Below are 21,415 nucleotides of genomic sequence, written 5' to 3' on the forward strand. Positions count from 1 at the left end.
ACTGGATAAATAACCAGCACCAGGAGCAAAAGTGGCAAGAAGGCAATCCGCCCCGCGTCTCGAATTTGAAGCGGCGGCAATTTATGAGTATCCCGAACATCTGCGTCCGTGGCTTGAGGCTTTGCCCAGGCAGCCGGGAGTGTATCTGTTCCACGGCGAAAGCGATACCCTACCGCTCTATATCGGGAAAAGCGTGAATATCCGCAGCCGGGTGTTGTCGCATCTGCGCACGCCCGACGAAGCGGCGATGCTGCGCCAGTCCCGGCGCATTACCTGGCAACGAACGGCGGGAGAGCTAGGCGCACTCTTATTAGAGGCACAGCTCATTAAAGAACAGCAGCCGCTATTCAATAAGCGTCTGCGGCAAAACCGACAGCTATGTTCATTACGCCTGGCTGACGCCCGTCCGCAGGTGGTGTACGCCAGCGAGCTGGATTTTTCCCTGCAAAGCGATCTCTATGGTCTTTTTGCCAACCGCCGCGCGGCGCTGCAGGCGCTGCAAAAAATTGCCGACGAGCATCGCCTGTGCTACGGATTAATGGGCCTCGAGCCGCTCAACCGCGGGCGGGCCTGCTTTCGTTCGGCGCTCGGCCGCTGCGCGGGCGCCTGTTGCGGAAAAGAGAGCGTTGAAGCACACCAGCAGCGTCTGGTCGACAATATGCAAAAGATGCAGCTGGTATGCTGGCCCTGGGCCGGGGCGATCGCGCTGGAAGAGAGCAGCGAGGATATGACCCAATACCACATTATTCAAAACTGGCTTTGGCTCGGCGCGGTAGAGTCTCTGTCGCAGGCGTCATCACTCACGCGCCTGTCGGCCAAATTTGACCATGACGGTTATAAAATATTGTGTAAGCCGCTGCTCAGCGGCCGCTATAAGCTCCATCCTCTGTGAGGCGAATGTCAGCCCCGATGCGCTATCGGGGCAATTACCAGCCGCCCCCGCCGCCCCCGCCAGAGCCGCCTCCGGATGAACCGCCTCCGGAGGAACCGGAGCCGCTGTAACCGGAACCTGATGATGAACCGTTCCCTGAACCGCTATCCGGCGTTGACATAGAGGCGGTTCGGCAGGCTTCGCTGAAGTGGTGGACGCTTCCCCAGTCGGCGCCGGCAAACGCATGCGACACGGCGCCTGTACTACTCAGGTAGTGGGCAAAGGTATTTGCCCATGTTTTCCCTACGCCAAGCGCCAGGGCAACCGGCAGCAGCGCTTCAAAATGGGAAATCATCTGCTCGGGCGGATAGATAATCTGATAACGATGCTTTTCGGCGGTGCCCAGATAGCGCATCAATCCTTTCGCGATAGCCAGTTCATCAAGCCCGCGCTGCGTATAGCGAGGCGTTTTCCAGGCCACGAAAACGCAGAGCACCAGCGCGGCCATAAGCGCGCCAATGTATCCTGACGGAAGCTGGGTGATGGGCAGTATACCAAAGAGAAAAATCCCGCCTCCCAGCGTCGCGAAGGGGCCGAAGATCGCCAAAAAAAAGAGCGGCACCGGCCCCCAGGCACGCCACATTTCCCGCGGGCGGCATATAAAGCGCAGCAAACAGGCGAGCATCGCTCCGCCAATCAGCATAAAAACCGCGGCCGGTATCGTCAGCAGCGCGGCCTCCGTATTAACCCAAAGACCGCAGGCCACCGGCACCAACAGCGCAATGTAGATGCAGCGCCGCAGCGGCTGCCCCCATTTGCGAAATAATTTATCCCGCTGCGCTTCACAACGCTTTTCCTGCTCTTCACGCGCTGTCTGCATCGATCGCTGATGGGCCTTGCTGAGATCGATATTTTTTTGTTTACCCTTAAAAAGCGTACTTAATAGCTGCCTGTCATCATAGTTTAATTGCCGGTTTCCCTCGACGGGCAAACGGGTCAGCCGCTGTTTTACGCCGGCGTTCGCAAGCCACGGGTTAGGGGTGTGTTGACTGTCCCCGCTGACCGCCATTCCGCGTTTAGCCACCAGCGCTAATAAATCGCTACTAAAAGCCACATCATCATATTTACGCCGGGTGATAAAACGCAGGTAGCCCGGAGACATGCCGGGAGGAGGCGAATAAAGCGCAACGACCGGCGGCATTTTTAGCCCGGCTTTGGTGACGTTTTTTCGCCACCACATCAGGTAATAAGCGGCCATCAGCAGCAGAGGTAGCCAGACCACGCCGGTTTTTAGGGTGGGGATAAGGAGATGCACCAGCGGCAAAGCGGCCTCCGGCGCCGGAGCATCGGCAAGGATCGACCGAGGCCAGGCATAGACAACGGTCAGCCCCTCCCCCCGCGCCAGAGGCCGCAGGGTGCGGACGCTACCGTCAGGAAGCACCTGCGCGTTGTGTTCTTTCGCCCCTGCGACGCCGGTATAAACATCAAGCGATCGCACTCTGGCGTCCTTAGCGTCGGCGTTGAGATTTCCGGCGGCGTCCGGCAGTTCAAGACGAAAGCTGGCCTTGCTGATAGGCCACGCCCAGTCATTGCCCGTCACGTTCCAGTAAAGCTCATCCCATTCGGGGAAGCGGCTGAAATGGTTGCTGATTTGATAGCGAATCTCGTAGTTATAGATCCCTGGTTTCAGGACCCGTTCGCCGCTGCCAATGCGTACCGTCAGGTTTTTTTCCGCTTCATCAAGGCTAAACGGCTCAGGCACGCCATCGCGCGACACCGACTCGATCGCGTAATACACGCGAAAGATCTTGCCGTCCTGGCGGTTCCAGGTCAGGGGCAGCGTACGGAAAATCCCCCGCCGAATCTGCCTGCCCAGAGAAAGTACTTTGATATTTTCCCGCATCTCCATGCTACCGTCCGGATTAAAGCGCGCCCGGGCATCGAAAGAGAGGATATGTTCATACGCTGGAATAGCGCCAGCGGGAAGCTGAGAAGCATCCTTAATGATGATCATGTCGCCGGCGGCAAAAGCCGCGCTGATGTTCAGAAGCAGCAGCAGGACGAGGGTGCGCAGCCCCCGAAAAAGTAAATTCGCCATTTAATCACGCCATCCGCGGTGATTTAGCTTCTTCTGGTGAGTCCAGCTCGAAGAACACTTCCGTTTGAAAATTAAACAGTCGCGCCAGCAGCAGGCTGGGGAAAGACTCGACCAGGATATTGAAATCGCGCACCGTACCGTTGAAGTAGCGGCGAGCCATCTGCAGCTGCTCTTCTATTTCGCTGAGAGATTGCTGTAAGGCAAGGTAGTTTTCGCTGGCTTTAAGTTCCGGGTACGCTTCGCCAAGCGCGAAAACGCGCCCTAGCGTACCCGAGTACTGGCGTTCGCTGTCGGCGATCTGTCGGGTGCTGCCGACCAGTTCGCCGCGCTGGCGGGAGATCTCTTCCAGCAGTTCTTTTTCATGCTGCGCATAGCGTTTCACCAGGCTCAGCAGATTCGGCGCCAGGTCGTGGCGGCGCTTAAGCTGTACGGCAATGCCGCTCCAGGCTTCGTCTTTGAAACGTCGCAGGGAGATAAAGCGGTTATAGGTCATCACGACCCAGATGAGGACGACAACGAGGACGGCGAGGCCGATATACATTTCCATATGCAAGATCCATGAGCAGAGTAGGCTTTAGACCAGGACACCAGAGTCCGTGGCGATGGCACTCATACTGGCACATTCGTCCCTGCCGGGTAAATCAGCTTGTCGCTACAGATAAAGAAAAACCGCCGGGCCTGCCCAAAGCCTGTTGGCGTTATTGGGCAAGACCGGCGGTCTTAAGTCAGCGCGCTGAGTTATTCAGCAGGTGCAGGCATTTTACCTTCCGGCGCTTTACGATCTGTCAGATGCTTCTCAAAATTGGCATTGAACTGCTTTTTCTGTTCCGGCGTCAGAATGTTGTAAATCTTATTCTGGGTTTCCAGACGAGCCAGCGCCATCTCTTTATGCTGGGCTTCCATCTTATCAATCTGCGCTTCCGCTTTTGCCTTATCGAAGGTATCGCTGGCTACCAGCTCATGCATCGCGCGGCGCTCATCCAGGGACGGACGCTTCATGTTGTCGCGCTGGCTCTTCATAATGTCGCGGATTTGCGTTTTCTGCGCATCGGTCAGGTTCAGCCCTTTAAACATCATTTCATGTGGGCCCGCAGGTCCGCGCTTATGATGCATCATCGGCGCGTTATCGGTTGGGGTTGCAGTAGCGTCAGCCGCGTGGGCCAGGTTAGCCGCGCCCAGAGCCAGAGTAGAGGCAACAAACAGTGCTGTAATCTTCTTCATAGTTCAATCCTTACTTTGCGTTATTCTTACGGCGCGTTGCCGTGTTGACGAGATTAACTTTACGACGTTTATCGTCAATTAATCAGAGCAAGCGTAAAACATTGAAAGTGTAAAAAACATTTTCTCGCCAATTATGGAGAAAATAAGGAAAATGAGGGGGTAAATGCAATAAAAAATAAATAAGCAACTGTTTTAATGGGAAATTATGAAGATTATAAATCAGCGGAGATTAAAAACAAAGCATTTAACCAGGAATAATCTGCAATCAATGGACAGAGCACGAAAAAATAAGATGACTGCGGAAAAATAAACGCTGAAATAAATGCCGCCGCCCGGACGGGCGACGGATTCACCGGAAGCGCTCCAGCATGAGCCCGGCGCGCTGGCCGAAGGCGACGCTGGGGTTGGGAAACAAAACGTACTCTTGATCCTTTTCCACTATGTAGCGGGTATCGCCATCCTCAGCAAGCAGCGTCCCGGCGGCAAACGGCGTAAAGTTCAGCGTCTGCGCCGACATATGCAGCCGGAAACTGTCGCTGCTGCGGGTAATTTGCTGTACCACCCTGTAGCGCAGCGGCGCGTGCGCCTCTTCCGCCGCCACTTCTCCCGCCAGCAGCAGCGACAGCGCGCGTTGAGTCGTCGCGAACAAGCGCAGATCGTTTTCGCCAAAAGGTAGCGCCTTGCCGAGCTCCAGCGTGCAGGAGCGCGCGCCGAAGCGTTCGCAGCTGAAATGGGTAAAAGTCCCGCCAGGCTGCTGATGAAACACCAGCGCCTCCAGCCCTGCCGCCCCTAACCAGCGCAAAAACGCTTCATCCCACGGCGTATCCCGCGCCGGCAGGACACCAAAGCGGGTATGCAGCGAACCGCGTATGGCGGTATGTAAATCCAGGTGCCAGCGCTCGCCGGGCGTCCCGGCATAAAATCGCGCCAGCGCATGCTCCAGCTGCCGGGCGCGAACGGTTTCATCGCTGACGCTAAAAGCGCGCCATCGCTCGCCGAACATCCGGTTGATATCGCTGTGCATATAGCGCTTGTTGGCCCGCAGCGCCGGAGGGTTACCAAAGATCGCCAGCAGCCGCCAGCGGAGCGGTATTTCCCCACGAAACAGCTGCCGCAGCAGTAAATCGGTGATTTCGACCGGCGCGGTTTCATTGCCGTGAAGCCCGGATGACAAAACCAATGACCGATCGCAGGGTTCATGAGGAATGAGCTGCAAAATACCGCAGTCAATCCAGTGCCAGCGGAAATGCGCGGTTTGACCGTGGAAATGGTGGGGCAGACGCCCCGCCAGAGTAAGTGCCAAAAAGTCGTCCACGACGCCTCCTTATTGCTGAAACGGATACACTGAGCCCAGGCGCAGGATTTGCGTTAAGCGGTCGAGCGCCTCGCGGCCTTCGCGCAGCAGCTGCGGATCCGCGAGATCGACCTGGGTCAGGCGATCGCGATAGTAGCGGTCTACCCAGTCATTCAGGGTGGCGAACAGCGTATCGTTCATTATGACCGCCGGATTCACCGCCTGTCGCTCGTCCTCCGTCAGCACCACCCGCAGCCTCAGGCAGGCCGGGCCGCCGCCGTTGGCCATGCTTTCGCGCAGATCGTAAACCTGTAGCTCATCGATGGGGTTATCGCCCTCCACCAGCCGGTTCAGGTAGCGCCAGACGCCCGGGTGTTCCTGCGCTTCCAGCGGCAAAATCAGCCGCATCCCGCCTTCTTCTTTGCTTAGCAGCTGGCTGTTGAACAGATAGGTCGCCACCGCCTCTTCCACCGAAACCTGACTCGCCGGCACCACCAGCGGCGTAAAGCCGGAGACCTGCTGCGCCAGCTGCTGCAGGAGCTGCGGCTGGTCAACAAACGCCTGCTCGTGGCAAAACAGCACCTGCTGATTGCTTACCGCAATCACATCGTTATGAAACACGCCTTTATCAATCACCGCCGGATTTTGTCGGGCGAAAATCACCTGCCGGGGATTGACCTGATTCAGGCGGGCGACGGCCTGGCTGGCCTCGAGCGTCTGCCGCGCCGGGTAGCGCAGCGGATTATCTTCGCCCCCCTGCTGGCGGCCGTAAATAAACAGCTGCACGCCGGGCGCGCCGTAGTCGCCGCCGAGGCGGTTGTGGTTTGCCGCCCCTTCATCGCCGAACAGCGATACCTGGGGCAGCGCGCCGTGTACGGCAAACCGCTGCTCATCGGGGAAAATCGCCCGCAGCAGCGCTTCGGTGCTCGGCGCTTCGCTGGCGCGATGGAATTTATCGTTCAGGTTGGCGACGGTCAGATGCACCCGGCCATCCAGCGAATCGGCCGAGGGCGAGACCGTGGCGGCGTTAGCCACCCACATCGATGACGCGGAGCTGACCGCCGAGAGCAGTTCCGGCGCCTGGCGCGCCGCCTTTTCCAGCACCTGCTCATCGCTACCGCTAAAACCGATCTGCCGCAACAGCGGAATGTTTGGCCGCTCCTGCGGCGGGATCAGCGCCTGCGGATATCCAGCATCCGCCAGCGCTTTCATTTTTTTCAGCCCCTGCTTTGCCGCCAGCTGCGGGTTCGACACCCGATAGCGGTGCTTCGTCGAGGCTTCGTTGCCGAAAGATAAACCCGCATAGTGGTGGGTCAGGCCCGGCAGCCCGTCAAAGTTCACTTCCCGGGCTTTCATTGTGATGTCTCCTTACGGAAATTCAGCCCGGGGCTGAGGGTTGCCGGCAGCGCCAGCTCCGGTGATTCGAGACTGGCCATCGGCCAGGCGCAATAGTCTGCGGCGTACCACGCCCCCGGCCGGTGGTTACCGGAAGCGCCGGTACCGCCGAACGGCGCGGTGCTGGCGGCGCCGGTTAAGGGTTTGTTCCAGTTAACGATCCCGGCCCGCGCCTCCAGCAGCAGCTGGTCGAATTTGTCGCGTTCGGCGGAGATCAGCCCGCAGGAAAGCCCGAAACGGGTCGCGTTAGCGAGGGCAATCGCCTCATCGAAATGGTCATAGCGCCAGACGCAGAGCAGCGGCCCGAAGACCTCTTCGTCGGCCACCTGCGCCACCGCGCTCATCTCGATAATACCCGGCGTCAGCAGCGAGGTTCCGGCCTGCAGCAGGCGCGGCTCCAGCAGGGTTTTTCCGCCGCTGGCCACGTGGGCCAGCCAGGCCTGATGTACCTTTTGCGCGGCCTGCGCTGAAATTAACCCGCCGAGGAACGGCTGAGGTTCAGCGTCCCACGCGTCGGGAATCAGCGTTTGTGACACCGTCACAAGCCGCTGAAGAAACGCATCGCCGATCTGGCCGCGTTTTACCAGCAGCCGCCGCGCGCAGGTACAGCGCTGTCCGGCAGTAATAAACGCCGACTGAATGGTCAGATGGACCGCGGCGTCGATATCCTGTGGGTCATCGACGATCAGCGGGTTGTTGCCGCCCATCTCAAGAGCGAGAATTTTTTCCGGCTGCCCGGCAAGCTGGCGATGAAGTTGAAAACCCGTCGCAGAGCTGCCGGTAAATAGCAGGCCGTCGATGTCCGCCTGGCCGCTCAGCGCTTCGCCGGTTTCCCGCCCGCCCTGGAGCAGGTTAAGCACGCCCGGCGGTAGGCCGGCTTCGGCCCATAGCTTCACCACCGCCTCTCCGCTTTGAGGCGTCAGCTCGCTGGGTTTGAATACCACGGTATTTCCCGCCAGCAGCGCCGGAACGATATGCCCGTTAGGCAGGTGTCCGGGAAAATTGTAGGGGCCAAAGACCGCCAGCACGCCGTGCGGCCGATGGCGCAGCGTCGCCTCTCCGTCCGCCATCGCGGTCTGCGCTTCCCCCGTACGGCTATGATACGCGTTCACCGAAATGGCGATTTTGTTGATCATCGCGGTAACTTCCGTTGCCGCTTCCCAGCGCGGTTTGCCGGTCTCCTGGGCGATAATCCGGGTTAATTCGCCTTTGTTCGCTTCCAGTAACGAAGCAAACTTTTCCGCTATCGCTTTCCGGGCGGCAAACGACTGACGCGCCCACGCGGGAAACGCCGCGCGCGCCGCGGTGACCGCCAGCGCCACCTGCCCGGCATCGGCATCGTTGCCCTGCCACAGCAGCGCCTGGCTTACCGGGTTATGTTTACTACGGGCCGGGCCGCGACCGCTTTGCCAGTCGCCGTTAATCCATAAACTCATGATTTTTTCTCCTCAGGGCACAAACGAACCAGGCGAATCTGGTCGCCAGGGTGGCATTTCAGGGCATCCAGCTCGCGCGCGCTTAGCACCAGGCGGTCGCTCTCCGGGTCGGCGTGAACCAGCATGGCGCGAAACTGCTGGTACTGCTCATTAGCAACCAGACAGGCCGGCCACTCGCCCGGCGCGGGCTGGCCTTCGACGACGGTGACCAGCCGGCTTTTGCGAATGGCCCGCACCCGGTCAATTTCGCACTCCAGCGTCGGGCCGCCGTCGAAGATATCGACGTAGTTGAGATAGCGAAATCCCTCTTTCTCCAGCACCGCGCGTGCCGGCGCGGTTTGCGGATGGACCTCGCCGATGACCGCTCGCGCTTCGTCGCTTAAAAAGTCGATATACAGCGGGTGCTTCGGCATCAGCGCGGCGATAAACGCCTTCTGCCCGGTGCCGCACAGGTAGTCGGCGCGGGAGAACTCCATCGCGAAGAAGCGTTTCCCGAGACTCTCCCAGAACGGCGAGTAGCCGTGTTCGTCAATGACGCCGCGCATTTCCGCCACGACCTTATCGTTGAAACGTTCGCGAAAGGCGGCCATAAACAGAAAACGCGATTTCGACAGCAGATAGCCGTTGCCCTCTTTACGCCATTTTGGGTCCAGGAACAGCGTACACAGTTCGCTGCTGCCGGTATGGTCGTTACTGAGAAACAGCGTCGGCAGGGCGTTGTAGACGTTAAGCTCTTTCGATGCGTGCACCTGGGTACCGACGCGATAGTTGTACCAGGGGTCGTTAAGCCCCACGGCCACCTCAATGGCGCAAATTCCCGCTACCGCGCCGCTGGCGCAGTCCTCAAGAACGAACACATAACCCTGCTCGCTTTTCGGCAGCTCGCCGCGCCAGGTCATCTGCGAACGTTCAATGCGCGCGGCCAGCGTGGCTTCATCGGCCGGCAGCGACGTCAGGCCGCCGCCGGTCTCGCCCGCCAGAGTCATTAGCCCCGGCAGATCGCCTTTTTCTACAGGACGGATCACCATCATGATGAGACCCCCGCGAGAAAGCGTTTGCAGGCCAGTTCGAAGCGATCCAGCCCGGCGTTGATCTCTTCTTCGCTGATAATCAGTGCCGGAGCGAAACGCACCACGTTGGCGCCGGCGATCAGCATCATCAGCCCCTCTTCCGCCGCCTCATTACTGATGGTCTTCGCCTTGCCGGCATATTCATCCTTCAGCACGCAGCCGATAAGCAGCCCCAGGCCGCGAATCTCTTTAAACAGGCCGTAACGCGCGTTAATCGCGTTGAGCCGTTCGCAGAACCATTGATGGCGCTGCTTAACGCCGCTGAGCACTTCGCGGGTGTTGACGATGGCAAACACTTCTCCCGCCACCGCGCAGGCCAGCGGGTTGCCGCCGTAGGTCGTGCCGTGGGTGCCGACGGTCATCACGCTGGCGCAGCGCTCCGATGCCAGCAGCGCACCGATCGGGAAACCGCCGCCCAGCGCTTTCGCGGTGGAAAGCACGTCCGGCGTCACGCCGTAGTGCATATAGGCGTACAGCTCCCCGGTACGGCCGACGCCGGTCTGGACTTCGTCGAAAATCAGCAGCGCGTTGTGCTCATCGCACAGTTCACGCAGGCCGCGCAGGAAGTCCGCATCCGCAGGCACGACGCCGCCTTCACCCTGCATCGGTTCAACGATCACCGCGCAGGTATTGTCGTCGATCAGCGCCTTTGCCGAGTCGAGGTCGTTATAGATGGCGTGCTGAATCTGCGGCGGCAGCGGCGCAAAATCCTGCGAATAGGCCGGCTGGCCGCCCGCGGAAACGGTAAACAGCGTGCGGCCGTGGAAGGCATTCTTGAACGCCACGATGCCGCTTTTCTCGCTGCCGAAACGATCGTGGGCATATTTGCGCGCCAGTTTTAGCGCCGCTTCGTTGGCTTCGGCCCCGGAGTTACAGAAAAAGACCCGGTCGGCAAAAGTGGCGTCAATCAGCTGCTTAGCCAGACGCAATACCGGCTCATTGGTATAGCCGTTACCGGTATGCCAGAACTTTTCCGCCTGCCCGGTCAGCGCTTTAACCAGCCGAGGATGAGCGTGGCCGAGGGCGTTCACCGCAATGCCGCCGGCAAAATCGATATACTCTTTTCCCTGCTGATCCCACAGGCGTGACCCCTCGCCGCGTACCGGAATAAAAGCCGCTGGCGCGTATACAGGCATCATCCATTCATCAAAGTTGCTACGCGTAATTGACTGAGACATATCGACCTCTTCCGGTAAATAAAAAGTTTAAATAATGTTAATGAATATGGTTATTACGCTGTAAATGTAGATTGCACGGTTCGTGCCAGCCAGAGGTAAAAATGCATAAATCGAGGTCGTCAACGAAATATCAAGAAGTTACGAAAGACCGTTATTCACATAAAATGCATAAAAAGTGAATAAAAATACTAAAAGAGGCTTTTGCAGTGGAATAAAAAGAAAGATTATGCAGGGGTAAGATATAATTCTGTAATTGTGATCCTTGACGAAATTTATCGGCAATAATTGCCCTTTTTTGGCGCAGCGCGTTCCAGAATGGTGCACAGTTTGTGCAAACAGGCTACCAACCGCTGCAATCGGCAGAATAAAGCGCCTTTGCGCAGCCAGCCCGGCGAATTTCTGCTACCATCCCTGCACTATTCACCTTGCACAGTGGCAGCGACTATGAAATTTGTCTCTTTTAATATCAACGGCCTGCGTGCCCGCCCGCATCAGCTGGCCGCCATCATCGATAAACACCAGCCCGACGTCATCGGCCTACAGGAAACCAAAGTTCACGACGATATGTTTCCTCTCGAAGAGGTGGCAAAGCTGGGCTATAACGTCTTTTATCACGGGCAGAAAGGCCATTACGGCGTCGCGCTGCTGACCAAAGAGACGCCGATCTCCGTGCGTCGCGGTTTCCCAAACGATGGTGAAGAGGCCCAGCGCCGCATCATCATGGCGGAAATCCCTTCCCCGTTTGGCAACGTGACGGTGATTAACGGCTATTTCCCGCAGGGCGAAAGTCGCGATCATGAAACCAAATTCCCGGCGAAGGCGGCGTTTTATCAGAACCTGCAAAACTACCTTGATACCGAACTGAATAAAGAGAATCCGGTACTGATCATGGGCGACATGAATATCAGCCCGACCGATCTCGATATCGGCATCGGTGAAGAGAACCGCAAGCGCTGGCTGCGTACCGGCAAGTGTTCCTTCCTGCCGGAAGAGCGCGAATGGATGGAGCGCCTGCTGAGCTGGGGCCTGGTGGATACTTACCGCCATGCGAATCCGCAGGATAACGAACACTTCTCGTGGTTCGACTATCGCTCTAAGGGCTTTGACGATAACCGCGGGCTGCGTATCGATCTGCTGCTGGCAAGCACCCCGCTGGCGCAGCGCTGCATCGAAACCGGTATCGACTACGAAATTCGCGCAATGGAAAAGCCGTCCGACCACGCGCCGGTATGGGCGACCTTTAAAGTCTAAATATTCCCTCCGTCAGGCTCTCCCGTCCGGAGAGCCTGAGCCATATCAAAAAAGCCGCCGTCAGAGATTGTGAACGGCGGCAAACTATTATACTGTCGCGCGCACTTCAGACCGCCCGCGCCATACAGGAGAACCCAATGCAAAAGAAGCCGTCATAAAGCAGAATATAAGCTGCTTTTTGTTGTGGTGATATTGAGCATTGTCGCCTGTCTTATTCAGCAGTCGGGTTTTGCCGGGCTGGTTACCCATTTTGATCGTCTGCGCGAAATGATCCGCCAGAGCGGCGCCTTCGGCTATACGCTCTATATTCTGCTGTTTATCGTCGCCACCCTGTTTTTGCTACCGGGCACTCTTTTAGTGATTGCCGGCGGGGTGATTTTCGGTCCGCTGGCGGGAACTTTGCTATCGCTGCTGGCGGCGACGCTCGCCTCCTCCGCGTCGTTTCTGTTCGCCCGCTGGCTGGGCCGCGAGCTGCTGCTTAAATACGTCGGGCAGACGGCGATATTTCAGGCCATTGAAAAAGGCATCGCCCGTAGCGGCACCGATTTTTTAATTCTGACCCGGCTCATCCCGCTGTTTCCCTATAATGTTCAGAACTACGCCTATGGCCTGACGGCGATTCCGTTCTGGACATTTACCTTTATTTCCGCCCTCACCACCTTGCCCGGCATATTTATCTATACGCTGATGGCCAGCGAGCTTATCCGCGAGGGTATCACCCCCCTGTTTATACTGAAGCTGACCCTCGCGGGGCTGGCTTTATTTGTCCTGATTCAGGCGGCGAAAAGCTATGCCCGCTATCGGCGAATCGAGACATCACGGATACAGGCTAACGATGAAAAATAGCAACGCGCGCTACCGGATAGCCATCGGCATGACGCTGTTTGCGCTTCTGCTGGCATGGTGGCTGATACCCGGCGTCAATGAGTTTATGCAGCGCAGCCTCGCCGCTTTTGCCACGCTCGATCAGCAGGCTATTGAACGCTTTATCGACTCCTGGGGCCCGCAGGCGGCGCTGGTCTCCTTCGCCCTGATGATTTTGCAGGCGATTATCGCCCCGCTTCCCGCCTTCCTGATCACCTTCGCTAACGCTTCCCTGTTCGGCGCCTTCTGGGGCGGCGCGCTGTCGTGGGTGAGCGCGATGGCCGGCGCGGCGCTGTGCTTTTTTATCGCCAGAGCGCTCGGCCGCGACGCGGTGGAAAAGCTCACCGGCAAGAGCGTACTGCAGAGTACGGATGGCTTTTTTACCCGCTACGGCAAACACACCATATTAATCTGCCGTCTGCTCCCTTTCGTTCCCTTCGACCCGGTGAGCTACGCCGCCGGGCTGACGTCAATGCGCTTTCGCCACTTTATGCTGGCCACCGGTCTCGGCCAGCTGCCCGCGACGATAGTCTATTCGTGGACCGGCAGCCTGCTGACCGGCGGCACATTCTGGCTGGTGACCGGTTTATCGATCCTGTTTGCGCTGGCGATTGTGGTGGTCGTCGCGAAAGCGCTCTATCTTGAACAACAAAAGAGGCGTTCACGATGAGCTTACCCCCTCTGAAGTCCATTCCGCTGATTCTTCGCCCGCAGGCCTGGCTGCATCGTCGCCACTACGGCGAGGTGCTCAGCCCTATCCGCTGGTGGGGCCGTATTCCGCTGGTGTTTTACCTGGTGTCGATGTTCGTCGGCTATCTGGAACGCAAGCGTTCGCCCCTCGATCCGGTGCTGAGATCGCTGGTCAGCGCCCGCGTCGCGCAGCTGTGCCTGTGCGAGTTTTGCATTGATATCACCAATATGAAGCTGGCGGAACGCAGCGGCGGCAGCGCTAAGCTGCTGGCGGTCGCCGAATGGCGGGACAGCGCGCTATTCAGCGACCGCGAGCGGCTGGCGCTGGAGTATGCCGAGGCGGCCAGCATGACGCCGCCGGTGGTCGACGATGCGCTGCGCGACAGGCTGGCAGGCCAGTTTGACGCCCGCGCGCTCACCGAACTCACGGCGCTGATCGGTTTACAAAACCTGTCGGCGCGCTTTAATTCGGCCATGGCGATCCCCGCCCAGGGATTGTGCCGGATCCCAACCGATTCAAAACCATAAGGAGTGGTTATGCGCAGTGTGCTGGTCTTCGCTTTGCTGTTGCTCTCCCCGCTGGCCGCCAGCGCCGGCTGGCAATCCCTACAACAAGAAGCCCGCGGCCAGACGGTGTGGTTTAACGCCTGGGGCGGCGATCCGGCGGTGAACCGCTATCTCGACTGGGTCAGCGGTGAGGTAAAGCGCGACTACGCTATCGACCTGCGCATCGTGCATATTGCGGATGCCGCCGACGCGGTGAAGCGCATCCAGACCGAAGCCCGCGCCGGACGCAGTAAAGGCGGTTCCATCGATCTGCTGTGGGTCAACGGCGAAAACTTCCGCACCCTGAAAAACGGCAGGCTGCTGCAAACCCGGTGGGCGGAAACCCTGCCCAACTGGCGCTTTGTCGATACGCAAAAGCCGGTGCGCGAGGATTTCTCCATCCCCACCGACGGCGCCGAGTCGCCGTGGGGCGGCGCGCAGCTCACTTTTATCGCCCGCCGCTCACAAACGCCCGACGGGCCCACCTCTCCGCAGGCGCTGCTGGCTTTCGCCGCCGCGCATCCCGGCAGCGTCACCTACCCGCGTCCGCCGGATTTTACCGGTACCGCGTTTCTTGAACAGCTGCTGCTGACGCTGACTCCGCGGCCCGACGCGCTACGCCAGCCGCCTGAGGAGGCCACCTTCGCCGCCGTGACCGCGCCGCTGTGGCACTATCTTGATCGGCTTCATCCTCTGCTGTGGCGCCAGGGCCGCGACTTCCCGGCTTCGCCCGCCCGCATGGATGCCATGCTTAAAAATGGGACCCTCAGGCTGTCCATCACCTTTAACCCGCTGCACGCGCAGCAAAAAGCGGTCAGCGGCGAGCTGCCGAAAGACAGCTACGGTTTCGGCTTCCGCGAGGGGATGCTTGGCAACGTCCACTTTGTGGCGATCCCGGCCAATGCCCGGGCGACGGCGGGGGCGAAAGTGGTCGCGAATTTCCTGCTCTCGCCCCAGGCCCAGCTGCGCAAGGCCGACCCGACGGTGTGGGGGGACCCCAGCGTGCTGGATCCGGCGAAATTAACCGAGACTGAGCGGCAGGCCTTTAACGCCGTTGTGCCGCAGAATATGCCGCCGATGCTGGGTGAACCGCACGCGGCCTGGGTTGACGCGCTGGAGCAGGAATGGCTGCGCCGCTACGGCACGCACTAAGGCTGCTGGCCTGGGCCGCCGTCGCGCTGATCTATCTGCCGCTGCTGCCGGCCGCTGCGCTGATGGCGCTTCCGGCGCTCCGCCGCGCGCGCTGGCTGTCGCTGTTTGCCGACCCGCAATTCAGCCAGGCGCTGGCGGCGACTCTCGTCTCAACTCTGCTATCGGTTGGCGGCGCGCTGATCATCACGCTCACCGTCGTGGCCGCACTCTGGCCGTCGGGCGGCTGGCGGCGGCTGGCCGCAAGGCTCCCTCTGCTGCTGGCGGTGCCCCATGTGGCCTTCGCCACCGCCGCCCTGCTGCTCTTCGCCGATGGCGGCTGGCTCTCGCGCCTGTTGCCCTTTTTTACCCCGCCGGTTGACCGCTACGGCATTGGACTGGGCCTGACGATGGCGCTCAAAGAGAGCGCGTTCCTGCTGTGGGTGGTTTATGGCCTGTTAGGCGAGAAACGCCTGGCCGGAAAGGCGACGGTATTAAAAAGCCTCGGCTACGGACGCTGGCAGTGCCTGAAATGGTTAGTCTTGCCCACGCTGCTTCCGGCGCTGTCGATAGCGCTGCTGGCCACCGCCGCCTGGAGCCTTTCGGCGGTCGACGTCGCGCTGGTGATTGGCCCGGGTAACCCGCCGACGCTGGCGGTGCTGGCCTGGCAATGGTTAAGCCAGGGCGATGAGATCCAGCAGGCGAAAGGCGCCCTCGCCAGCCTGGTACTGCTGCTGACGCTCGCCATCATGGCGCTGGCGGCGTGGGGAGTCTGGCGTCTCTGGCGACGGCGGATCCCGCAGGTTCAGGGGATCCGCCGCCCGCAGCCGCGGGCGCTCGCCGGGAAAAGCTTCGCCCTTCTTCTGCCGCTGTGCGGCGTGGCCTGCGCCCTGCTGCTTGCCGCGGCGGCGCAGAATAGCCAGCCGGTCAGCGATAGCGTCGGCAACAGCCTGTGGCTTGGACTCTGCTCAGCGTCGCTCGGCGCGGTTATCTGCCTGCTGTGGCTGGCGTCTGGCCCTTCCCGTTTCGACGGATGGATCTGGCTGCCACTGATTTTACCGGCGCTGCCGCTGGTAGACGGCCAATATCAGCTGGCGCTGTATACGTGGCTGGACGGCGAGTGGGTCGCCGTTTTATGGGGGCACCTGCTGTGGGTCGTGCCGTGGATGCTGTTTATTCTGCGTCCCGCCTGGCGCGCTCGCGACCCGCGCATGGAGCTGCTCGCCCGCACCCTCGGCTGGCAACGAGGCCGCATCTTCTGGCTGGTTACCTTACCCGCCCTGACGCGTCCTCTGCTGACCGCGCTGGCGGTGGGCTTTTCGGTAAGCATCGCGCAATATCTGCCGACGTTATGGCTGGGGGGCGGACGGTTCCCGACGCTCACCAGCGAAGCCGTCGCGCTGAGCAGCGGCGGCGAGACGTCCACTCTGGCCGCGCAGGCGCTATGGCAGCTACTGCTGCCGGCGCTGTTTTTTGCCGCCACCGCGCTGCTGGCCTGGCTGACCGGCCGCTATCGACAAGGATTACGCTAATGTTGATCGTCAAAAACCTGACTCTCAGCCTCAACGAAGAGCCGCTGCTGCGCAACGTCGACTTTTCCGTTGCTCCCGGCGAGATACTGACCCTGATGGGCCCCTCGGGCAGCGGTAAATCAACCCTGTTCGCCTGGATGGTCGGCGCGCTGGCGGAGAATTTTCGCGCCGCCGGCGAGCTGTGGCTGGATAACCAGCGCTGCGACAGTTTACCCACCGAGCGACGGCGCATCGGCATCCTGTTCCAGGACGCGCTGCTGTTCGACCACTTCAGCGTCGGGCAAAATTTACTCCTGGCGCTTGCCGCTGACGTCCGCGGCCCCCAGCGCAAAGCCCAGGTCGAACAGGCGCTGGAGCGCGCCGGTCTGGCGGGATTTTATACGCGCGATCCGGCCACCCTTTCCGGCGGCCAGCGGGCGCGGGTCAGCCTGCTGCGCGCCCTGCTGGCCCGACCGCGGGCGCTGCTGCTGGATGAGCCGTTTAACCGTCTCGACGTTGCGCTGCGCGCCGATTTTCGCCGCTGGGTGTTCAACGAACTGGCGCGGCAGGCGATCCCCGCGGTGCTGGTCACGCATGATGACCAGGATACGCCCGCCGGCGGACGCTGTTTGCATATGGGGCTCTGGCAATGAAAGCCTGCGCTATCGCAAAGAATTCTCCGCATTGTTCGCGGAGAATTGCCGCTCAATTTTCTACTGCCGGGCATTTCGATGAAACGTGTTTCTCAATTGACCGCACTCGCCCTGCTGATGGGGCTTGCTGCTGCTTCCACCTCCGCCGCTGACACCATGCCAACGCTAACGCTTGCCACGCTGCAACAGCACAACGGCGTCGCTATTGATACGCGCCTTAGCGCTTTCTATAACGGTTGGCCGCAAGGCGCCAACGGCCCTCAGGGCCATGAACCGCAGGCGCTCAACCTCGCCGCCAGCTGGCTTGGCTCGCTGAACGATGAACAGCTGAGCGCCTGGGCTAAGCTGCACAATCTGCAGGCCTCTACGCCGATTGCGCTGTACGGCAACGCCGACGACAACGCGAAAGTCGCGGCGCGCCTTAAGGCGGCTGGTTTCACTCACCTCAGCTCGCTCGGCGACGCCCTGAGCCAGGCGGACCGCCTGCAGAAGCTGCCGCATTTTGAACAGCTGGTGTATCCGCAGTGGCTGCACGACCTCCAGCAGGGTAAACCGGTCACCGCCGCGCCTGCCGGGCACTGGAAGGTGTTCGAGGCCGCCTGGGGCGCGCCGAAGTTTTATCTGCTGAGCCATATTCCGGGCGCCGGGTATATCGATACCAACGAGGTGGAGAGCGAGCCGCTATGGAACAAAGTCTCCGACGCGCAGCTTAAAGCGATGCTGGCAAAACACGGTATTCGCCATGACACCGCGGTGATTTTGTACGGTCGCGACGTGTATGCCGCCGCCCGCGTGGCGCAGATCATGCTCTACGCCGGGGTTAAGGATGTACGCCTGCTCGACGGCGGCTGGAAAACCTGGTCCGACGCCGGGCTGCCGGTCGAGCGCGGAACGCCGCCGAAGCAGAAGCCCGAGCCGGAGTTCGGCGCGCCGATCCCGGGTCAGCCGCAGCTGATGCTCAATACCGAGCAGGCTCGCGCCCTGCTGCACCGTCAGGACGCCTCGCTGGTAAGCATTCGTTCCTGGCCGGAGTTTATCGGCACCACCAGCGGCTACAGCTATATCAAGCCGATGGGGGAGATTGCCGGGGCCCGCTGGGGCCATGCCGGAAGCGACTCCACCCATATGGAGGATTTCCATAATCCGGACGGCACCATGCGTAGCGCAGATGATATCGCCGCGATGTGGAAATCATGGAATATTCTGCCGAACCAGCAGGTCTCTTTTTACTGCGGTACCGGCTGGCGCGCCTCAGAAACCTTTATGTACGCCCGGGCGATGGGCTGGAACAACGTCTCGGTCTACGACGGCGGCTGGTACGAGTGGAGCAGCAACCCGAAAAACCCGGTCTCGCGCGGGGAACGCGGCCCGGAAAGCAGTATGTAATTCGCCTGTTGGCCATATGCACCGCCGGGAAGCATCCTTCCCGGCGCATTTCGCGAAGACGGCGCTGGCGCACCGGACCGCTGACGACTGTGGCCCCGTAGCCCGGCTAAGCGCAGCCGGGAAAAACCCGCCCATCAATCTCTTACCTGCTTCAGGGTCAGGTATCCGCTCCACACCCGCGTAAAGGTCGTCAGCCAGCACAGTGCGCCAAACATCCACGCCAGCCACGCAAACCACGCCGGGAACAGGCAGCTCAGCACAAACAGCGCGATAGTTTCCGTCCCTTCCGTCAGCCCGCCGAGATAATAAAACGATTTGTGGGCGTAGCCCGGATTATCGATTTGATGCTTAGCCGCCAGCGCGGCAAAGGCGAGAAAGCTGCTGCCGGTACCGATAAACGCGAACAGCAGCCAGCCGCCCGCCAGCGCGTTGTGCGCCGGATCGGCAAGAATAAAGCCAAACGGCACCAGGGCGTAAAACAGGAAATCGAGAGAAATATCGAGAAAACCGCCCGCATCGGTTAATCCGCGTCGCCGGGCCAGCGCGCCGTCCAGGCCATCCAGCAGGCGATTGATCGCGATCGCCGCCAGCGCCGCCGGATACCAGCCCAGGGCTAAAAACGGCAGCGCCAGCACGCCAATCGCAAAGCCAAATAGCGTCAGGCCATCGGGAGAGATAGCCGGACGATCCAGCAGGGCGGCGGCGGCGTTGAGGACAGGTTTCAGGCGGGGATGCAAATGACGGTCAAGCACAAAGTCTCTCCAGCGAATTCAGGGTTGTTTGACGGGGACAAGGACGGTGATAATAGGCCATTATCCCGTACAGAACGATGATTCACATGCTAAAAACCCTTGATGTTGTTGCCGCCATTATCGAACGCAACGGGCAAATTCTGCTGGCGCAGCGGCCGCCCCACGCGGATCAGCCGGGAATGTGGGAGCTGGCCGGCGGTAAAGTCGAACCCGGCGAAACCCAGGCCCAGGCGCTGGCGCGCGAGCTCCGGGAGGAGCTGGCGATCGACGCCCGGCCGGAATGCTACATCGCCAGCCACCAGCGCGAAGTGTCCGCTCGCCTGATACATCTTCACGCCTGGTGGGTTCCGCATTTTAACGGCGAACCCATCGCCCGCTACCACAGCCAGCTGCGCTGGTGTTCACCGCAGGAGGCGTTAACCTTCCCTCTTGCGCCAGCCGATATTCCCCTGCTCGAAGCCTTTATCGCCCAGCGCGTCGCTCTCCATTCCCGCTAATTTTATCGGGTGGTTGTCATCGTTTTTGATTATGACCACCGCCTGATTATAAATTTTGCTTTCTGAACAATTTTTCCTTGCTTAACTAACGATTTCCGATGGTATAGTCGGAAAATCGGCTTTTTCAAGGGCCGAATCATAATAAATAGACGCAACCACAACCATAAGGGGAACTTATATCTATGGATCAGACGTGCACTCTGGAAGGTTTTCTCGCCCGCGTTCAACAGCGCGATCCAAATCAAACTGAATTTGCTCAGGCGGTCCGCGAGGTGATGACCACCCTGTGGCCATTCCTTGAGGAAAATCCGCGCTATCGTCAGATGAATTTGCTGGAACGTCTGGTTGAACCGGAGCGTGCTATCCAGTTCCGCGTCGTTTGGGTTGATGACCGCAATCAGGTTCAGGTTAACCGCGCCTGGCGCGTGCAGTTCAACTCCGCCATCGGCCCGTATAAGGGCGGTATGCGTTTCCATCCCTCTGTAAACCTGTCGATTCTGAAATTCCTCGGCTTTGAACAAACCTTCAAAAACGCTCTCACCACCCTGCCTATGGGCGGCGGTAAAGGCGGCAGCGACTTCGATCCTAAAGGAAAAAGCGATGGCGAAGTGATGCGTTTCTGCCAGTCGCTGATGACTGAGCTCTATCGCCACCTCGGTCCGGATACCGACGTGCCGGCCGGTGATATCGGCGTGGGCGGTCGTGAAGTGGGCTTTATGGCCGGAATGATGCGTAAGCTCTCCAACAACAGCGCCTGCGTCTTCACCGGTAAAGGCCTCTCCTTCGGCGGCAGCCTGATTCGTCCGGAAGCCACCGGTTACGGACTGATTTACTTCACCGAAGCGATGCTTAAGCGCCACGGTTTGGGCTTTGAAGGGGCTCGCGTCGCGGTGTCCGGGTCGGGCAACGTGGCGCAGTACGCGATTGAGAAAGCCATGGAGCTCGGCGCCCGGGTGATTACGGCTTCCGACTCCAACGGTACCGTGGTTGACGAGTCTGGCTTTACTAAAGAAAAACTGGCGCGCCTGATCGACATTAAAGAGCGCAGCCACGGCCGCGTGGCGGATTACGCGCGCGAGTTCGGCCTGACCTACCTTGAAGGCAAGCAGCCGTGGTCCGTGCCGGTGGATATCGCTCTGCCGTGCGCCACGCAGAACGAGCTGGACGTCGACGCTGCCCGCCAGCTCATTGCCAACGGCGTGAAGGCCGTTGCGGAAGGCGCCAACATGCCAACCACTATCGCGGCGACCGATCTGTTCCTCGAAGCGGGCGTGCTATTCGCGCCGGGTAAAGCGGCCAACGCCGGCGGCGTCGCCACTTCAGGTCTGGAAATGGCGCAGAACGCCGCGCGTATGGGCTGGAAAGCGGAGAAAGTGGATGCCCGTTTGCACCATATCATGCTGGATATCCACCACGCCTGCGTTGAGTACGGCGGTGAAGCGAAGCAGACCAACTACGTACGCGGCGCGAATATCGCCGGTTTCGTGAAGGTCGCCGACGCAATGCTGGCGCAGGGTGTTATTTAAGTCCACTCGCTGAATGAACCCCTGTATATGGGTTCGGAACATAATTGA

The 21,415-nt window shown here is 59.9% G+C and carries 20 protein-coding genes; 11 read left to right on the plus strand and 9 right to left on the minus strand.

The window, feature by feature from the left end:
- The first annotated feature begins 31 nt into the window (after positions 1 to 31).
- The gene (gene cho / locus F8562_RS10350) at positions 32 to 892 is read left to right on the plus strand and encodes an excinuclease Cho (RefSeq protein ID WP_004850082.1); all 861 of its coding nucleotides are present in this window, start codon (positions 32 to 34) and stop codon (positions 890 to 892) included.
- Between the two features lie 34 nt (positions 893 to 926).
- On the opposite strand, the gene F8562_RS10355 is transcribed toward cho, so the two are convergent.
- The 8 genes from F8562_RS10355 to F8562_RS10390 form a co-directional block, all read right to left on the minus strand.
- Positions 927 to 2,969 (minus strand): DUF2207 domain-containing protein, encoded by a 2,043-nt coding sequence (locus F8562_RS10355; RefSeq protein ID WP_094909475.1) that lies wholly within the window; start codon positions 2,967 to 2,969, stop codon positions 927 to 929.
- 4 nt (positions 2,970 to 2,973) lie between these two features.
- The gene (locus F8562_RS10360; RefSeq protein ID WP_014228982.1) at positions 2,974 to 3,516 is read right to left on the minus strand and encodes a LemA family protein; all 543 of its coding nucleotides are present in this window, start codon (positions 3,514 to 3,516) and stop codon (positions 2,974 to 2,976) included.
- Positions 3,517 to 3,707: 191 nt separating this feature from the next.
- Positions 3,708 to 4,190: an ATP-independent periplasmic protein-refolding chaperone Spy gene (gene spy / locus F8562_RS10365; RefSeq protein WP_014228981.1), complete on the minus strand. Its 483-nt coding sequence runs from the start codon at positions 4,188 to 4,190 to the stop codon at positions 3,708 to 3,710.
- Between the two features lie 349 nt (positions 4,191 to 4,539).
- Positions 4,540 to 5,505: a succinylglutamate desuccinylase gene (gene astE, locus F8562_RS10370; protein WP_014838199.1), complete on the minus strand. Its 966-nt coding sequence runs from the start codon at positions 5,503 to 5,505 to the stop codon at positions 4,540 to 4,542.
- A gap of 9 nt (positions 5,506 to 5,514) precedes the next feature.
- Positions 5,515 to 6,840 (minus strand): N-succinylarginine dihydrolase, encoded by a 1,326-nt coding sequence (gene astB / locus F8562_RS10375; RefSeq protein ID WP_014838198.1) that lies wholly within the window; start codon positions 6,838 to 6,840, stop codon positions 5,515 to 5,517.
- Positions 6,837 to 8,315, minus strand: coding sequence for a succinylglutamate-semialdehyde dehydrogenase (astD, locus tag F8562_RS10380; protein ID WP_014838197.1), 1,479 nt, complete (start codon positions 8,313 to 8,315; stop codon positions 6,837 to 6,839). Before astD ends, astB begins: the two co-directional genes overlap by 4 nt.
- Positions 8,312 to 9,346 (minus strand): arginine N-succinyltransferase, encoded by a 1,035-nt coding sequence (gene astA / locus F8562_RS10385; RefSeq protein WP_014228978.1) that lies wholly within the window; start codon positions 9,344 to 9,346, stop codon positions 8,312 to 8,314. The genes astD and astA overlap by 4 nt, the downstream gene beginning before the upstream one ends.
- The gene (locus F8562_RS10390) at positions 9,343 to 10,563 is read right to left on the minus strand and encodes an aspartate aminotransferase family protein (protein WP_014838196.1); all 1,221 of its coding nucleotides are present in this window, start codon (positions 10,561 to 10,563) and stop codon (positions 9,343 to 9,345) included. The genes astA and F8562_RS10390 overlap by 4 nt, the downstream gene beginning before the upstream one ends.
- Positions 10,564 to 11,007: 444 nt before the next feature.
- Here F8562_RS10390 and xthA point away from each other — a divergent pair, with 444 nt between their 5' ends.
- From xthA to F8562_RS10430, 8 genes are all read left to right on the plus strand, one after another.
- Positions 11,008 to 11,814, plus strand: a complete 807-nt coding sequence (gene xthA / locus F8562_RS10395) for an exodeoxyribonuclease III (RefSeq protein WP_014228976.1) — start codon at positions 11,008 to 11,010, stop codon at positions 11,812 to 11,814.
- Positions 11,815 to 12,027: 213 nt separating this feature from the next.
- Entirely contained in the window at positions 12,028 to 12,660 is a 633-nt protein-coding gene (locus tag F8562_RS10400; protein ID WP_369816092.1) for a TVP38/TMEM64 family protein, read from the plus strand.
- Positions 12,650 to 13,348 carry a TVP38/TMEM64 family protein gene (locus tag F8562_RS10405; RefSeq protein WP_014838194.1) on the plus strand — a complete coding sequence of 233 codons (699 nt, stop codon included), beginning with the start codon at positions 12,650 to 12,652 and terminating at the stop codon, positions 13,346 to 13,348. Before F8562_RS10400 ends, F8562_RS10405 begins: the two co-directional genes overlap by 11 nt.
- On the plus strand, positions 13,345 to 13,896 hold the full coding sequence (locus F8562_RS10410) for a carboxymuconolactone decarboxylase family protein (protein WP_014228973.1): 552 nt from the start codon (positions 13,345 to 13,347) through the stop codon (positions 13,894 to 13,896). Before F8562_RS10405 ends, F8562_RS10410 begins: the two co-directional genes overlap by 4 nt.
- Positions 13,897 to 13,905: 9 nt before the next feature.
- A complete protein-coding gene (locus F8562_RS10415; RefSeq protein ID WP_014838193.1) occupies positions 13,906 to 15,066 on the plus strand; it encodes an ABC transporter substrate-binding protein in 1,161 nt (386 codons plus the stop codon).
- Complete coding sequence (locus F8562_RS10420; protein WP_014838192.1) at positions 15,039 to 16,574, plus strand: ABC transporter permease subunit; 1,536 nt, start codon at positions 15,039 to 15,041, stop codon at positions 16,572 to 16,574. The genes F8562_RS10415 and F8562_RS10420 overlap by 28 nt, the downstream gene beginning before the upstream one ends.
- Complete coding sequence (locus tag F8562_RS10425; RefSeq protein WP_014838191.1) at positions 16,574 to 17,206, plus strand: ATP-binding cassette domain-containing protein; 633 nt, start codon at positions 16,574 to 16,576, stop codon at positions 17,204 to 17,206. Before F8562_RS10420 ends, F8562_RS10425 begins: the two co-directional genes overlap by 1 nt.
- Before the next feature lie 78 nt (positions 17,207 to 17,284).
- Positions 17,285 to 18,592 (plus strand): rhodanese-like domain-containing protein, encoded by a 1,308-nt coding sequence (locus F8562_RS10430; protein ID WP_014228969.1) that lies wholly within the window; start codon positions 17,285 to 17,287, stop codon positions 18,590 to 18,592.
- 134 nt (positions 18,593 to 18,726) lie between these two features.
- On the opposite strand, the gene F8562_RS10435 is transcribed toward F8562_RS10430, so the two are convergent.
- Positions 18,727 to 19,344: a CDP-alcohol phosphatidyltransferase family protein gene (locus tag F8562_RS10435; RefSeq protein ID WP_014838190.1), complete on the minus strand. Its 618-nt coding sequence runs from the start codon at positions 19,342 to 19,344 to the stop codon at positions 18,727 to 18,729.
- Between the two features lie 86 nt (positions 19,345 to 19,430).
- On the opposite strand from F8562_RS10435, the gene F8562_RS10440 reads away from it, so the two are divergent.
- Together F8562_RS10440 and gdhA are read left to right on the plus strand one after the other, a co-directional pair.
- Positions 19,431 to 19,841, plus strand: coding sequence for a pyrimidine (deoxy)nucleoside triphosphate diphosphatase (locus F8562_RS10440; protein ID WP_014838189.1), 411 nt, complete (start codon positions 19,431 to 19,433; stop codon positions 19,839 to 19,841).
- A gap of 182 nt (positions 19,842 to 20,023) precedes the next feature.
- Positions 20,024 to 21,367, plus strand: coding sequence for an NADP-specific glutamate dehydrogenase (gene gdhA / locus F8562_RS10445; protein ID WP_014838187.1), 1,344 nt, complete (start codon positions 20,024 to 20,026; stop codon positions 21,365 to 21,367).
- Positions 21,368 to 21,415 lie beyond the last annotated feature (48 nt).

It is taken from the genome of Klebsiella sp. RCJ4, from assembly GCF_009025755.1.
In the GTDB taxonomy this organism is placed as follows: domain Bacteria; phylum Pseudomonadota; class Gammaproteobacteria; order Enterobacterales; family Enterobacteriaceae; genus Klebsiella; species Klebsiella michiganensis.